The 14,932-nt window shown below is 72.5% G+C and carries 11 protein-coding genes; 5 read left to right on the top strand and 6 right to left on the bottom strand.

Annotation, left to right across the window (positions count from 1 at the left end):
• Positions 1–99: 99 nt before the first annotated feature.
• The 4 genes from NLX83_RS27335 to NLX83_RS42000 all read left to right on the top strand — a co-directional run bounded on the left by NLX83_RS27335 (position 100) and on the right by NLX83_RS42000 (position 6,602).
• On the top strand, positions 100–609 hold the full coding sequence (locus NLX83_RS27335; RefSeq protein ID WP_254238047.1) for a DinB family protein: 510 nt from the start codon (positions 100–102) through the stop codon (positions 607–609).
• Positions 610–726: 117 nt separating this feature from the next.
• Positions 727–1,053, top strand: coding sequence for a hypothetical protein (locus tag NLX83_RS27330; protein ID WP_254238046.1), 327 nt, complete (start codon positions 727–729; stop codon positions 1,051–1,053).
• A 213-nt stretch (positions 1,054–1,266) separates the two neighbouring features.
• Positions 1,267–3,861: a helix-turn-helix transcriptional regulator gene (locus NLX83_RS42005; RefSeq protein WP_254238045.1), complete on the top strand. Its 2,595-nt coding sequence runs from the start codon at positions 1,267–1,269 to the stop codon at positions 3,859–3,861.
• Positions 3,858–6,602, top strand: coding sequence for an ATP-binding protein (locus tag NLX83_RS42000; protein ID WP_254238044.1), 2,745 nt, complete (start codon positions 3,858–3,860; stop codon positions 6,600–6,602). Before NLX83_RS42005 ends, NLX83_RS42000 begins: the two co-directional genes overlap by 4 nt.
• Before the next feature lies 1 nt (position 6,603).
• On the opposite strand, the gene NLX83_RS27315 is transcribed toward NLX83_RS42000, so the two are convergent.
• From NLX83_RS27315 to NLX83_RS27290, 6 genes are read right to left on the bottom strand one after another with little or no spacing between them, the layout of a single operon-like run.
• The gene (locus tag NLX83_RS27315; protein ID WP_254238043.1) at positions 6,604–7,857 is read right to left on the bottom strand and encodes an ABC transporter permease; all 1,254 of its coding nucleotides are present in this window, start codon (positions 7,855–7,857) and stop codon (positions 6,604–6,606) included.
• Positions 7,854–9,080 (bottom strand): hypothetical protein, encoded by a 1,227-nt coding sequence (locus NLX83_RS27310; RefSeq protein WP_254238042.1) that lies wholly within the window; start codon positions 9,078–9,080, stop codon positions 7,854–7,856. Before NLX83_RS27310 ends, NLX83_RS27315 begins: the two co-directional genes overlap by 4 nt.
• Positions 9,077–10,294, bottom strand: a complete 1,218-nt coding sequence (locus NLX83_RS27305; protein WP_254238041.1) for a hypothetical protein — start codon at positions 10,292–10,294, stop codon at positions 9,077–9,079. The genes NLX83_RS27310 and NLX83_RS27305 overlap by 4 nt, the downstream gene beginning before the upstream one ends.
• Positions 10,295–11,047 carry an ABC transporter ATP-binding protein gene (locus NLX83_RS27300; protein ID WP_254238040.1) on the bottom strand — a complete coding sequence of 251 codons (753 nt, stop codon included), beginning with the start codon at positions 11,045–11,047 and terminating at the stop codon, positions 10,295–10,297.
• Between the two features lie 7 nt (positions 11,048–11,054).
• The gene (locus NLX83_RS27295) at positions 11,055–11,900 is read right to left on the bottom strand and encodes a zf-HC2 domain-containing protein (RefSeq protein ID WP_254238039.1); all 846 of its coding nucleotides are present in this window, start codon (positions 11,898–11,900) and stop codon (positions 11,055–11,057) included.
• Positions 11,897–12,448 carry an RNA polymerase sigma factor gene (locus NLX83_RS27290; RefSeq protein WP_254238038.1) on the bottom strand — a complete coding sequence of 184 codons (552 nt, stop codon included), beginning with the start codon at positions 12,446–12,448 and terminating at the stop codon, positions 11,897–11,899. Before NLX83_RS27290 ends, NLX83_RS27295 begins: the two co-directional genes overlap by 4 nt.
• A gap of 140 nt (positions 12,449–12,588) precedes the next feature.
• Between NLX83_RS27290 and NLX83_RS27285 the strand changes: the two genes are divergently transcribed.
• Complete coding sequence (locus NLX83_RS27285) at positions 12,589–14,889, top strand: PEP/pyruvate-binding domain-containing protein (RefSeq protein WP_254238037.1); 2,301 nt, start codon at positions 12,589–12,591, stop codon at positions 14,887–14,889.
• Positions 14,890–14,932 lie beyond the last annotated feature (43 nt).

The following is a 14,932-nucleotide window of genomic DNA, read 5'->3' as shown; positions in this document are numbered from 1 at the left end:
GACGAAATGAGAATGGCCCGGCGTTGCAGGGGCGCCGGGCCATTCTCCTGCCCGGAAATCGCTGGGCCCCATGCGGGCGATGACGTAGCGTCCACGCGCATGGCCCCACGGAAACGCCCCGCCTTCACCGCGGACGAGCGGACCCAGCTCATCGGCTGGCTGGACCTGCAACGCGAGATCGTCCAGTGGAAATGCGCCGGTGTCTCCGAGGCCGACGCCCACCGCGCGGTCCTGCCCGCCTCGCCGAACATGACCATGGCCGGGCTCGTCGCGCACCTGCGCTGGGTCGAGCAGACCTGGTTCGAGGTCATGCTGCTCGACGCCCCCGCGGTCGGCCCGCAGTTCGACTCCGCCGTCGAGGACGCCGACATGAGGGTGGACGGCATTCCCCTCGCGCAGCTGCTCGCGGAGTACGAAACGCAGTGGCGGAAGTCGAACGAGATCGTCGCGCGGCATTCTCTCGACGACACCGGCAAGAACCGGGACTGGGCGGTCGGGCAGGCATCGGTGCGCTGGATCCTGCTGCACATGATCGAGGAGACCGCGCGGCACGCCGGGCACATGGACGCCATTCGGGAACTGCTCGACGGCGAGACGGGCTATTACTGAGCCCCATTCGGCACCGAACGAAACAAGAACGCGAGAATCCGATGTGACTTGGTCACCCGCTCGGCGGCGTGTCAACCTGCGAACGCAGGTTTCCGCTTGGGAAAGGGTGTTCTCAGCATGCGCAAGCTCTCCGCGTTCGCCGCCGCGACCGTCATCGCGGCCGGACTCGTCACCACCGGCGCCACCCTCGCGTCCGCCGACCCGCGCCACCCGTGCACCGGTGTCTCGAACGGCGTCGCCGGAGTCTGGGTCAAGGACGAACGGGGCACCTACCCGATCTGCCTCGGCGCGGGCGGTCAGCGCGGCAAGTCCGGCTCGGGGGCGATCATCGGCTGCTGGGCGAAGAGCGGCCACAGACTCGCGATCTACAACGGCTCCACGAGGGTCGCCTGCCCGCGCACCGGCCAGGAAGTCCGGAACTGGACCAAGGCCAAGGCCGCCTGACCCAGCCCCGTTGTGCCCGTTTCGTACTCATAGCCGGAAGAAGAGCGCTCCCAAATCCCGTTATGAGTACGAAACGGGAGGTCTCTAGCCAGCCTGGCCGAGGTGGAGGGTGGCCGAGGTGGAGGGTGGCCGGGGCGGAGGGGCGCATGGGGATGAGTGTAGCCGTGGTCAGGCCACCAGCGCGGGCCTGACCACGACGGATAGGGTCGAGACGTGAGCGTTGTCGGCCGGGAGAACGAGATCGCCGAAGTACTCGGCCTGACGAGTGGGACGCTCGTCGTGTCCGGCGAACCCGGTGCGGGCAAGAGCACGCTGCTCGACCTGGCCGCCGCGGCGCACCCCGGCCGCGTGCTGCGAGTGGTGGGCGGCGAGAGCGAGACGGCTCTGCCTTTCGCCGCCCTCCACCAGCTCGTCCGGCCGTTGCTCGGCGAGGCCGGGGAGCTGCCGCCACGCCAGCGCGCCGCGCTGCTCGGAGCGTTCGGGATCGGCGACGAGGAGGCCCCCGACCGGCTGCTGATCAACGTGGCGGTGCTGACGCTGCTCTCCGGGCACGCCGAACACGAGCCGGTGCTGGTCGTGGTCGACGACGCGCAGTGGCTCGACGGCGGTTCGCTGGACGCGTTGACGTTCCTGGCGCGGCGCATCGAGGACGAGCCGTTGGCGGTGCTCGTCGGCACGCGGGACGACACCGTCTTCGCCGGGTTCCACCACCTCGAACTCGGGCCGCTGGACCGGAACACGGCGAACCGGCTGCTCGACGCGCAACCTCGACGGCCCCAGGGGCGGGAGCGGGCGCGCGTCCTCGACCAGGCGGCGGGAAACCCCCTCGCGCTGGTGGAGCTGGCCCGCACCGACAACACCGACACCGTCGGCCAGGACGTGCTGCCGCTGACCGACCGGCTCGAACGGATCTTCGCCGCGCACCTGGACGAGCTGCCCGAGCCCACCCGCGAAGCGTTGCTGCTGGCGGCCGTCGACACCGCGGACCTGCTCGGCGCCCGCTACGCCACCGACCTCGCACCCGCGGAGCTGGCCGGACTCATCAAGATCACCCAAGGGCGGGTGCGGTTCCGGCATCCCCTCGTGCGCTCGGCGATCCAGCACGCCGCGCCGATGGAGCACCGCATCCGCGCCCACCGCACGCTCGCCGAGCTGCTGCGCGAGGAGCCCGACCGCCGCGCCTGGCACCTCGCCGCCGCCAGCACCGGGCCGGACGAAGACGTGGCCGAAGCGCTGGAGACCACGGCGCGACGAGCCCGCCAACGCGGCGGATATGCCGCAGCCGCAACGGCTTTGGAGCGCGCGGCCGAGCTGAGCCCGGAGGACCGCGCGCGGGCCAGGAGGCTGGTCAAAGCGACGGACATGGCGGCGCTGACCGGCCACGCGCGATGGGTGGAGCAGCTCGCGACGCGGGTCGGCTCGTTGACCGACGACCCGGACCTGCGCGCGCGGGCGGCACTGCGGCTCGGCCAGGTGCTGACGATGACAGTGCGCCTTCCCTCCGCCTACGAGCTGCTGATGCGGACCGCGAAGGACGCTTCCCCGGCCCTGGCGAAGCAGGCGCTGGCGTCGGCGGCGTCGGTCGTCTTCTACGCGGGCTCCGAGCAGTGGCGGAAGCAGGTGCGCGAGCACGCCGCCGCCGACGATCCGTTGATCTCCGCGGTGACCGATCCGCACGGGAACCGCGCCGAGCTGGTCGCGGCACTGCCGGAGCTGGTCAGCGCGGCCAACGGGAATCCCCGCGCGCTGAACACGCTCGGCGTGATGGCGTGGATGCTCGACGAGAACGCCACCGCGATGCGGATCTACGACGACGCGCTGCACCGGCTGCGCGCGGCGGGCGACCTGCCGGACGGCCTCGGGTGCTCGGCGAGCTGGGCCTACCTCGACGGAGGCCGTTGGGCGCAGGCGCGGCAGACCGCGACCAGCTCAGTGTCCACAGTGGATGAAGCCGATATGCCGCACCTCGTCGCGGGCACCTACACCCTGGAGGCCGTAGCAGGCGCACTCGCGGGAAACGCCGTCGAGGCAAGGGAACTCGCGCTCCGCGCACTGTCCATAGTGGACCCGGATGACAACAGGGCGATCGCCACGCGGGCGCGGTGGGCGCTGGGCATGGCCGCCGTGGTCGACGGCGATCACGAAGCGGCCTACGAGCAGTTCCGGCAGCTGTTCACCGCCGAGGGCGATCCCGTGCACTACCACTGCTCCTACCCGGGCATCGGCGAGCTGGCCGCCACCGCGGTGCGCGTGGGGCGGCGGCAGGAGGCGGCCGAGATCGTCGAGCGCGCGGCGAAGCGACTCGACGGCCGGTTCTCGCCCCGGACGAACGCCCTGGTCAACCGGGCGCGGGCGCTGCTGGCTGAGCCGGGCGAAGCGGGGCAGCACTTCGAGGCGGCGCTGGCCGATCCGGCGGGGGAGCAGTGGCCGTTCGAACGCGCCCAGATCCTGCTGGACTACGCGGAATGGTCGCGGCGCAGGCGAAGGATCACCGAAGCCCGGCCGAAGCTGACCGCGGCGATGGAGATCTTCCAGCGGCTGGGGGCACGGCCGTGGATCGAGCGCGCCCAAGGTGAGCTCCGCGCCGCGGGCGTCGAGGGCAACGCCCAGCCGAGCGCGTTGTCGGAGCTTTCCCCGCAGCAGCAGACGATCGTGCGGATGGCCGCGCGGGGGCTGACCAACAAGGAGATCGGCGAACGCCTGTTCCTGTCCCCGCGCACGGTCAGCTCGCACCTCTACCGGAGCTTCCCCAAGCTCGGCATCACCGCCCGCTCGCAACTGCGTGACCTCGTCAACGGTGTGCGGTGAGCGGGCTCGTCGGGCGCGCCGACGAGGCCGCCACGATCGCGAAGACCGTGAGCGCGGGCAGCGGAGTGCTCGTCCTGCGCGGTCCGGCGGGCGTCGGCAAGACCCGCCTCGGGCTGGAGGCGTTGAGCCGCGCGGAGTCCGCCGGGTTCCGCACGTTCACCGGCAGCGGTCGCCCACTCGGCCGCGGCCTCGCCTACGCGCCCTGGCTGGAGGCACTGGGCCCGCACCTGCGGGAGCTTCCGCCGGGCCTGCGCGCGCGGCTGGTGGAGCTGCCCGAGCTGGGCAGGTTGTTCGGCGGGCTGGACCTGCCGCGCCCGGAGCCGCTGGCCGATCCGGCGCTGGAGCGGTCACGGCTGTTCGAGGCCGTGTCGCGGCTGCTGGTGCTGCTGGAGCCGATCGCGATCTTCATCGACGACCTCCAGTGGGCCGACGACACCAGCGTCGAGCTCTTCGACTACCTCGCCCGCGGCACCGCCCGGAACCGCGTGCTGCTCATAGCCGCACACCGCGCGGACGAGCTGGCGACGCGGTTCCCCAGCCTGGAAGTTGACACCTTGGACGGCGACGGGAGCACGGCGCTGCTGCGCGAGCTCCTCGACGGCGGTGATCCTCCGCCCGCGCTCGTGGAGCTGGCGCGAGCCCGAGCAGGTGGTTTGCCGTTGTACCTGGTCGAGCTGGTCGGCCAGCTCCGCGCGGACGGCTCCCTGACGCGCAGCGGCGGCGGTTGGGTGCTCAAGCCGACATCGGAACCGGCCACGCCCCACCAGGTCCGCGATGTCGTGGCGGCCCGCCTCGGCACGCTCGACCGCCACGAGCGCGCGCTGCTCGAAGTCATCTCCGTCGCGGGCGAGGCGGCCACGCACCCCGTGGTCCGCGCCGTCTCCGGGCTCGACGAGGACGCGGTCATCGCCACCGTGCTGACCGGGCGCGATCGCGGGTTGATCGCCGAGGACGTGCTCGCCGGGGAGGTCCGCTACCGGCCGTCGCACCCGATGTACGGCGAGGTCGCCTACGCCGAACTCGCCGCCGTGCGCCGCCAACAGCTGCACCTCGGAGTCGCGGAAGCGTTGGGGGACAACGACGTCGAACTGCTCGCCAAGCACCTGCGCGGCGCGGGCGCGCTCGCCGATCAGCACCGTGCGCTGGAGGTGTGCCGGGCGGCCGGTGAGCACGCGTTGGAGCTGCGAGCGGGTGACGCGGCCGTGCAGCACCTGGTGGCCGCGCTCGGCCTGGCCAACCGCCTCGACCGCGCCGATCTCCTGCCCGACCTGCGGGAGCGGTTGGCGTTGGCCTACGACCTGGCCGGGCGGTCGGTGGAGGCGGCGGACGCGTGGCGGGCCGCGGCGCGAGCGACCGACGGTGCCCGGCGGAGCCACTGCCTGCGCCGGGTCGCCCTGCTGGCGTGGGACAACGGGGACTTCGCCGCCGCGATGTCCACTTTGGACTCCGCGGCCCGGGCGCTGCCGCCGGACGCCGCGCCCGAGGACCGGCTGCGGCTGCACGAGACGCGGATCGGCCTCCAGTCCCGGGCGAGCCTGGTCACCGAGATGATCAAGTCCCGGCCGGAGCTGGCCACGCTGCCCGGCGCCCGCGCGAGGGCGCTGACGGAGATGATCGACACCGTCACGCTGCTCGCCGAGGCCGACTACCGGGGCGCGCACGCCGCCGCCACCAGGGCGATCGAGCGCGCGGGCGAGGCGGGGGACCCGCTGCTGCTGGAGTTCGTCGCGCGGCCGATCGTGCTGATCGACCTGCTGGTCTTCGGTGTCGACGCCGCCCGTGCCGCCGCCGGGCGGGGACTGCGCGCCGCCCAGGACTCCGGGGTGCCCGCGCTGGAGAGCTCCTCGCGGTTCGCCTTGATCATCTCCGACTACTTCGGCGGGCACTGGCGCCGCGCGCGGGCCGCCGCCGTCGAGCTGGTCGCCTTCGGGCACCGCGTCGACCAGCCTCGGATGATCACGGTCGGCCTGGCCTGCCGGGCGCTGATCGCCGCGGGCGCGGGCCGCCGCACGGAGGCCACCGCGCTGCTCAAGGAGGCGAGCGCCGGGTACACCGCGGGCGAGCGGGCGGACGCGCGGGTGCGGCAGCTGGTCGGCTGCGTGCGGGTGTTGCTGGCGCGGCAGGCCGGCGACCACGCCGCGGCCATTTCCATGGCGGAGGAGCTCGCCGCCCCGGAAGCCACCACGTTCCCGCCATATGGCCTGGTCCTGCTGGGTGACGCACTTCGCGACGCGGGCGATGAGCAGGGCGCGCTGGCCGTGGCGGAGCGGCTGCTGCGGCTGGCCCCGGGGTCGCCGTTCCTCACCGCCTACGCGGCCCGGCTGCACGGCGACCTGGCCGAGGCAGTCGCGTGCTTCGACGAGGCCGGGATGCGGATCGAGTCCGCGCACGTGCGGCTCGACCTGGCGGAATCGGCGGAACAACTGCGGTCCGTGCTGGAGCTGGCGGAGGCCGAGGACGTCGGCCCGCTCGCTGATCGCGCTCGGAAAGCGTTGCGCGCCAAGGGAATCCGCACTCCAACCGGGCGTGAACGGCCGAGCGGGACGCTGACCCGGCGCGAGGTGGAGGTGGCCCGGCTCGTGGCTGAGGGGCTGTCGAACTCCGAGATCGCCGAGCGGCTGTTCCTGAGCCGTCGCACCGTGACCACCCACCTCCAGCACGCCTATGCGCGGCTCGGCGTGTCCTCACGCGCCGCGCTGACCCACTACGTGATGGAGAACGGCCTGCTCGATTCGCTGTAGATCACGGGATCGCCGCCACCGCCGAGCTGTCACAACGCCGCACTGCGTCGAGGTACTGCGCGAACCACCGGCGCTGCGCCGCGACGTCGAGCCGGTTCAGCCGCTCCACCAGGTCCGCGGCCCGCGGCTCCCAGTCGAGCGTGGAGTGATCACCGGTCCACCACATCAACGCGGCCACCCGCTGCACTCTCAATGCTCGCGTGACCGCCTCGGCGCACTGCCCGCTGAGCACGGGGGCGACCATGTGATCGCGGTAGTGGAGCGCGCCGCGCATGGGTTCACCACGCCAGCTGATGACCATCCCGTACACGCGGAGGTACCGGCCCGAGTCTTCCGGCATGGCCGAAGTGGGCGCGCCCGGGATGCCGGAAACCTTGTCCAGCAACGGTTTCGCCATTGCGTTGATCTTGTCGAGCAGGTGCGCGTCATCGCGGGTCGTGCACACCCGGTCCCGGCAGACCAGTTCGAGAGCGCGCTGGTCCGGTGCCCAGAAGTCAGCGGAGGCGAACCCGCAGAAGACCACGGCGATGGCGACCGCCCCGGCGGCTGGGACCGCCGCCCACCGTTTCGGCCGCACGGAGACCAGCGCCAGCAAAGCGACGGTGACCGCGATGAACCACAACGCCGCCAGTACCTGAGGGCCTCCGCGCACGTCGACGGGTTCCCAGGGCAGGCGCGGCGGCACGTACGGCAGGAGCAGCGACAGCTGCGGAACGCCGGTCTCGACCAGGACCGCCCACAGGAAATAGGCCACCGCACCCGTGGCCACGGCGAGCACGGGACGCGGCACCAGTGTCCCGACCACCGTCCCGAACGCGGCGACGAGCCCGAGCGCGAGGAACGTGTTCAGGATCAGCCACCACCAGCCGCTGCCGCCGTAACCGCCGTGCCACGCCACCAGAACCGCTCCGGCCAGCAACGGCACAAGCAGGCCCAGCGCGCTGGCGAGTGCGATCGACGCCCACGACAACCCCGTTCGGTGCAGGCGGTCGCGGGGCGTGGAGGCGAGCAGACCGCGCACGTCGCGTCGGCGCTCCCGGCTCGCCTGCCACGCGGCGACCGCCGCCACGAGCGGGGCGAGGAAGACGAGCGTTCCGCGGGTGCGCTCGGCCAGGGTCAACCACGGGCCCGGCCACTCCGCGTCGGCGCCGAAAATGTCCAGCCAGCTGATGACGGCCGCGACCGGGGTCAGCACGATCCCCGCCCCGCACCGGTACTCGACCCACAGCAGCCGAGTCCACGGCGGCCTGATCACGGGATCTCCGGCACGGCCGAGCGGTCGCATCGGCGGATCGCGCTGAGGTACCGGGCGAACCACTCGCGCTGCGCCGCGACGTCGAGCCGGAGCAGCCGGTCCACCAGGCCCGCCGCCCGCGGCTCCTCGTCGAGCGCCGCGCGATCCCCGGTCCACCACACCACCGCCGCCATCCGCGGCACGCCGAACTCCCTCTGGACGTCCCCGTCGCACTCCAGCCCGCTGACGACGGAGTCGACCATGAGCCGGTGGTACGGGTACTCGCCGCGCACGCGCTCCCCGTACCAGTCGAGGACCATGTCGTACACGCGCAGGTGCTGCCACGCGTAGTCCGGCATCGCCGAGGTCGGCGCGCCGGGGATACCGGATACCTTGTCCAGCAAAGGTTTCGCCTCCGCAACTGCCTTGTCGAGCAGGTGCGCGTGCGCGCGCACCGTGCACACCCGGTCCTGGCAGACGAGGTCGTCGGCGCGCTCGTCGATGACCTCGAAGTCCCCGAGGGGAATCGCGGCGACGACCGCGGCCACGCCGACCGGGACCGCGGCCCGCCGTTTCGGGCGCACGGACACCAGCGCCAGCAACGCCACGGTGGCCGACACGAACCAGGTGGCCAGCAACGCCTGAGGGCCCGCGCGGAACTCCGGGAACTGCAACATCACGTCGGCGGGCAAGAACGGGAAGAGCGTGGCGAAGCCGACAACCAGGGTCTCCGCCGTCGCGACCAGGAAGTAGACCGTCACACCGGCGGTCACCCCGAGCAGCGGGCTCGGCACAGCCGCCCCGAACGCCATCCCGAAGGCGGCGAAGAACCCGATGGCGAGCAAGGAGTTGAGCAGCGACCACCACCAGTTCCCGCCGCCGTAACCGCCGTGCCACACCACCAGGACCCCGCCGACCACCAGGGGCACGAGTAGGCCCGCCGTCGCCCCCAGCGTGATCGACGCCCACGTCAAGCCCAACCGCCGCCACGGGACACGGGTGGTGGTGCCCAGCAGTTCGCGCGTGCCGCGGCGGCGTTCGCGGCTCGCCTGCCACGCCGCGACGGCCACAACGAGCGGGGCGAGGAAGAACAGTGTCCCGTGGACGCGTTCGGCCAGCGTGGTCCACGGGCCGGGCCACTCCATGCGCGTGCGAAACAGAGCTGCCCACGAGAGGACAGCCACGACAGGGGTGAGCACGATGCCCGCCCCACGGCGGTACTCCGTCCACAGTGGCCTGATCATCGCAGCGCCATCAGGGCAGGCTCGTCACATCGGCGCACAGCGGCCAGGAAGTCCCCGAACCACTTGCGTTGTGCCACGACATCGAGCCGGTTCAGCCGGTCCAGGAGCGCGGCGCTGTCCGTGCTGGCCTCAAGCATGCCCGGGTCGGCCAACCACCACGCGCCCGCGACCCGTGACAGGTCCGCAGCGGCGGAGCAGGATTCCGGATGGTGGACGACGGACCAGACCAGGGTGCGCCTGAAGTAGGTGTCACCTGGATCGCGGACCGACTTGCCGCTCCAGTCGAGGTCCCTTCTGGCGACCCACAGGTGCGTGGCGCCTTCTCCCGGAACCGCGGTGGTCGGGGCGCCGGGAATGCCGGACACCTTGTCCAGCACCGGTTTCGCCGCCGCGAACACGAGATCGAGCTGGTGCAGGTCTTCCCGGAGCACGCACACGTTGTCCCGGCAGATCAACTCGTCGGCGTGCTGATCGACCCTCCAGAACCAGCCCACGTTCTCCGCGCGCGCATGGAGGACCACCGCGAGCGCCAACGCGACCGGGATCACCACGAAGGCAGCGCGGTGCTGGGAAACCACTGCGATGAGGGCGGCGGTGCTCATGACGAGCCACAGCGCCATCAGCACCTGAGGACCGCTGTTGGGCACCCTGAAGTCCGGCGGAGGCGGCCATCCCGCGATCGGTGTCTGCCCCAGGAGCAGGACACCCCGCAGTGACGTGCCGAAAAGCGCGACGTAGGCCGCGACAGCGCCGACCAATCCCAACAGGGGCGAGGGCACGAGCACGCCGACGACCGTGCCCACGGCCGCGTGGAACCCGATGCCGAGGAAGGTGTTGACGATCAGCCACCACCAACCGGGCGCCATGTAGCCGTCGTGCAGCGCCACCAGCACCGTTCCCACCAGCAACGGCAGGAGCACGCCGAGCGCGCCGCCCAGGACGATCGAGGCCCAGGACAAGCTCAGCCGCTGCCACCGTGCGCGCGGCGTCACGCTGAGCAGATCCCGCGTTCCGCGTCGGCGTTCGCGGCCGGCCTGCCACACGGCGGCGGCGATCACGAACGGTTCGACGCTCACCTGGTGAACGGTCTCGGCCAGCTTGAGCCACGGTCCCGGCCACGGTGTGCCTGCGCCGAACACGCCCAGCCAGACGACCAGCGCGATGACGGGGGTGAGCAGCACGCCGACTCCCCGGCGGTACTCGGTCAGCAGCATTCAGGTGGTCGCGCGGTAGGCGCGCAGGACGGTCGTGTAGCCGCGCTCGACCGGCGTGTCGCCGCCCACGTCGGTGTCCCCGGCGGCGATGAGCTGGTCCGGAGTCCCCTGGAACACGCGCCGCCCGCGGTCGATCAGCGTGACCGCGGTGCACGCGGCGGCCACGTCCTCGATGAGGTGGGTGCTGACGATGACGCAGTTGTCCTGGCCGAGATCGCGCAGCAGGACGCGGAAGTCCATCCGCTGCTCGGGATCGAGCCCCGCGGTCGGCTCGTCCAGCAGCAGCACCTCCGGGTCGTTGACGATCGCCTGGGCGATGCCGACGCGCCGGAGCATGCCGCCGGAGAGCGTCTTGAGCCGGTCGTCCGCGCGGTCGCCGAGCCCGACCCGCTCGATCGCGCGGTCCACGTCGGAGTTGACCAGCTCGCGCGGCACCTCCTTGAGCCACGCGAAGTACTCGACGAACTCGCGCACGGTGAAGCGGGGGTAGAACCCGAAGGTCTGCGGCAGGTAGCCCAGGCGCCTGCGCACCGAGCGCAGCCCGTGCTCGCTGCGCAGCGGGTCGCCGAGCACGGTGAGCGTGCCCGAGCTGGGCCGGTTCACCGTGGCCAGCATGCGCATCAGCGTGGTCTTCCCGGCCCCGTTCGGCCCGAGCAGCCCGTGCACGCCGGTGCCGAAGCTCAGCGTCAGCCCCTCGATCACCGGCCGCCCGCGGTAACCGAAGGTCAGGCCCTGCATGTCTACCTGCGGCATGTCGACCTCAGCTCCTGACCAGTTGCGGCGCGTAGGTGAACGAGCGGCGGCGCAGCAGCACCGTCGCCGAGGACAGCACGATCACCGGGACCCACACCGCGGGGCGCGGCGAGGCCAACAGGTACGGCACCGAGTCCACGAGCAGCGGCGCCACCGAGACCGCCAGCCACGCGCCGCCGACGGCCAGCGCGGCGTGCCGCAGCTGGACCACGGAACCGAGGGCCAGGGTGAGCGTGGTGAGCCCGAGGCCGGGCAGCAGCGTCAGAACCGGTGTGCCGCGCCCCGTGACCATGCCGAGCAGCAGCGTCGCGGGCACGACCGCGGCCAGCACCAACGCGGTCCGGATGAGCAACAACCGCAGTCCGCCGAGCGGGGAACTGCCCGTCATCTCGTGGCAGGGGTCGATCCACGGCCCGTAGGACAGCGCGACCCCGGCGATCTGCAACAGCGGCGCCACCAGCACGACGTAGGAGCCGTGGTCGAACCACCACGTGCCCCGGTCCGCCAGGCCCGCCGTCGCGATCGTCGCGTCCAGCGCCGTCGCCGCGACCAGCACCAGGCCCAACGCCAGCAACCAGCTCGCCCGCGCCCCGGGGGCTCCGCGCAGCAGCAGGAAGAACTGCCGGAGCCGGCTCGCCGGGGCACGCTGCGCGGGCAGGTCCAGCGCCATCCGCTCGTGCACCAGCCCGACCGTCGCGGCGGCGGGGGTGCCCGCGCTCGCCCTGGTCAGCGCGGCGCGGCAATCGGCGCAGGCCACCAGGTGCGCCTCGACGGACCAGCTGTCCACATCGGAGAGGTCCTCGACGGCGTAGGCGACCAGTGTCGGCGCGGGAACGTGCCACTGCCGACTCATGACATTGCCTCCCTCAGCGTTCCCCGTGCCCGGCGGACCCGGGTCTTGACCGTTCCCTCCGGGATGCCCAGCAGCACGGCGGCCTCCCTGGAGGTCAGCCCGTCGAGCACCGTCGCCTGGAGCACGTCCCGCAACTCCGGGGCGAGCCCCTTGAGCGCCGCGGCCAGCCGCGCGTCGTAGAGCGGCACCATCGCCTCGTCCTCGGCGGAGGGGGTGGTGAGCAGGTACTCGTCGGGCTCGCCGACCGACTCCACGCTGCGGGAGCGCCTGCGCACTCCGTCGATCAGCCTGCTGCTCGCGATCGTCCACAGCCACCCGGCGACCTCGCCGCGCCCAGCATAGGAGCCCGCCGAACGCCACACGGTGAGGAAGGTGTCCTGCAACGTCTCGGTGACCAGGTCCTCGTCCCGGGCGCGCCTGCGCAGCCGGAGCGTGATCCAGGTGGCGTGACGGCGGTAGAGCTCGTCGAACGCCAGGCGGTCACCTCGGACGATCCGGCGCAGCAACCCCGCGTCGTCGGCCTTGGTGACGTCGTGTCGATCCCTCACGTCAGGTGTGGACGTACGTAACGGCGGCTCGGGATTTCCGCGGGTTACGTACTCCGACCGATGGGCGTGACCTGGCCCGACCGGAGATCGTGGTGCTCATGGTTGAAGAAGGTCCCACTCCGCTCGCCGATTGCCCCGCCATGTCCCGCGATCGGGTGGGAGGAAAAGCGGGGACGCTGGCCGTGCTGCGCGCAGCGGGCCTGCCCGTCCCGGACGGCGTCGTGCTCCCAGTGGGCGGTGAAGCGTCCGCTGAGCTGGCCGAGGAGATCATCGCGGTGCTCGGCGCGGGCCCGCTCGCCGTGCGCTCCTCCGGGGTCGAGGAGGACGGCGCGGACGGCTCGCACGCGGGCCAGTACCGCACGGTGCTCGGCGTGACGGGCGCGGCGGAGCTGGAGGCGGCGATCAAGGAGTGCCGGGCGTCCGCGTACACCCCGCGGGTCCGCCGCTACCGCGCCGAGCGCGGCCTGCCGGAGGACGCCGCGATCGCCGTGCTCGTCCAGCGCCAGGTGCCCGCCGACGCCGCCGGGGTGGCCTTCACCGCGAACCCGGTCACCGGTGCCCGCGACGAGATCGTGGTCAACGCCGTGCGCGGCCTCGGGGACCGGCTCGTCGACGGTGTCGCGCAGCCCGAGCAGTGGGTGATCGGCGGGCAGGACCCGGTCGGGGAGCCGCGAGGGGTGCTCTCCGCCCGCCAGGTGCGCATGGTCGCCGACCTCGCGCGCCGCGTGAGCGCCGAGCTGGAGGGGCCTCAGGACCTGGAGTGGGCGCTTGAAGGGGACACGGTGTGGCTGCTCCAGGCCCGGCCGATCACCTCCCTGCCCGAGCCGTCCCCGCCGCCGGTGCCGGTCCCCGTGGAGGTCCCGCCGGGCTTCTGGACCCGGGCGTCGCTGCACGCGCCACTGCCGTCGATGCCGCTCAACATCACCGTCGCCGAGGCCCGCAACGCCGCGTTCGAGCGCCTGACCGCCGAACTGGGCCTGCTGCTGGACTTCGCCTTCGCCGACATCGGCGGCTGGAGCTACATGTCGATCAGGCCAGCGGGCGGCAGACAGGGGCCACCGCCGCCGAAGTGGCTGATGTGGCTGCTCGTCCGCCTGGTCCCGGCGGCGCGGCGGCGGACGAAGGCGGCCGAGCGCGTGCTGGGCACCGACCTGCCAGGACGGCTGGTGACGCGCTGGCGGGAGCAGTGGCTGGAGGAGTTCTCCGGGCGCTGCGGCGAACTGCTGGACACCGACCTCAGTGGACTGTCCGATGCGGACTTCATCGCGCACGTCGACCGCGCCGAGCGGTTGATGCACGACAGCTCCTACGCGCACTTCATCCTGCACGGCGCGGTGGGCATGGCGTTGTTCGAGCTCGTCGGGTTCTGCGAACGCGAGCTGGAGTGGCCGGAGGCCCGCGTCTACGACCTGCTCGGCGGTCTCTCGGAGCGTTCGACCGAGCCCGCGCGCGAGCTGGCCGCGATCGCCTCCCTGGCGCGGGAGGGGATCGACACCAGTGCGCGACTGGAGGAGTACCGGCACCGGTTCGGGCGGCGCGCGCTGCGCTACGAGATCTCCGAGCCCACCCTCGCCGAGGAACCGGAGCTGCTGACGCGCCTGCTCGCCGACCAGGTCGAGCACGAGTTCGACCCGGCACGGCTGTCCGAAGTGGACGATCAACGGGCGGCGACCGAGCGGCAGGCGCTGGCGGAGTTGCCCTCGGGCGAGCACGCGGAGTTCCTGCGGTTGCTGGAACGGGCGCGGGCGGCCTACCCGGTCCGCGAGGACAACGAGTTCTGGACGGTCAGCTGCCCGATCGCCGCCCTGCGCTACGCCGCCCTCGAAGCCGGGCGGCGGCTGGCGGGGCGCGGTCAGATCGGGACCCGTGACGAGGTCTTCCACCTCTTCCCCGCCGAGGTCCGCGCGGCGCTGCGCGACGGCTCGGACCGGTCCGAGCTGGTCCGGCGCCGTCAGGGGGAGCGCGCGTGGATGCTGGCCCACCCCGGCCCGGACAGCTACGGCAAGGACCCCGGCCCGCCGCCGTCGATGGCCGCGCTCCCGCCCGCCGCGCGGCAGGTCAGCGAGATGCTGCTGTGGCTGTCCGAGCGGGCCGCCCAGGGCAGCCCCCGCAGTGGTGACGGCCTGCCGCTCTCCGGCGTCGCGGGCTCGCCCGGCAGCTACACCGGACGCGTGCGCGTGATCATGGACGAAGGAGAGCTCGGCCGCATCCAGCCCGGTGACGTGCTGGTCTGCCCGGTGACCGCGCCGGTGTGGTCGGTGGTGTTCCCCAGCATCGGCGCCCTGGTCACCGACGTCGGCGGCATGCTGGCGCACGGCGCGATCATCGCCCGCGAGTACCGCGTCCCGGCCGTTCTCGGCACCGGCGTCGGCACGTCGGTGCTCAACGACGGTGACCTGGTGACCGTCGACGGCACCACCGGCACCGTCACCGCTGCTTGACTCAGCGCGGCGACCCTGATTTGAATACGTAGACGGTTACGTA

The organism is Allokutzneria sp. A3M-2-11 16, from assembly GCF_024213555.1.
Taxonomy (GTDB): Bacteria; Actinomycetota; Actinomycetes; order Mycobacteriales; family Pseudonocardiaceae; genus Allokutzneria.
Note: the sequence above shows the minus strand (reverse complement) of the source record. Positions and strands in the feature narration are given on the sequence as shown.

Bases quoted from the DNA above. Each gene is read 5' to 3' on its own strand.
- NLX83_RS27335 (WP_254238047.1), top strand. From the start codon at position 100: ATGGCCCCACGGAAACGCCCCGCCTTCACCGCGGACGAGCGGACCCAG.
- NLX83_RS27330 (WP_254238046.1), top strand. From the start codon at position 727: ATGCGCAAGCTCTCCGCGTTCGCCGCCGCGACCGTCATCGCGGCCGGA.
- NLX83_RS27310 (WP_254238042.1), bottom strand. From the start codon at position 9,080: ATGATCAGGCCACTGTGGACGGAGTACCGCCGTGGGGCGGGCATCGTG.
- NLX83_RS27305 (WP_254238041.1), bottom strand. From the start codon at position 10,294: ATGCTGCTGACCGAGTACCGCCGGGGAGTCGGCGTGCTGCTCACCCCC.
- NLX83_RS27300 (WP_254238040.1), bottom strand. From the start codon at position 11,047: ATGCCGCAGGTAGACATGCAGGGCCTGACCTTCGGTTACCGCGGGCGG.
- NLX83_RS27295 (WP_254238039.1), bottom strand. From the start codon at position 11,900: ATGAGTCGGCAGTGGCACGTTCCCGCGCCGACACTGGTCGCCTACGCC.
- NLX83_RS27285 (WP_254238037.1), top strand. From the start codon at position 12,589: ATGTCCCGCGATCGGGTGGGAGGAAAAGCGGGGACGCTGGCCGTGCTG.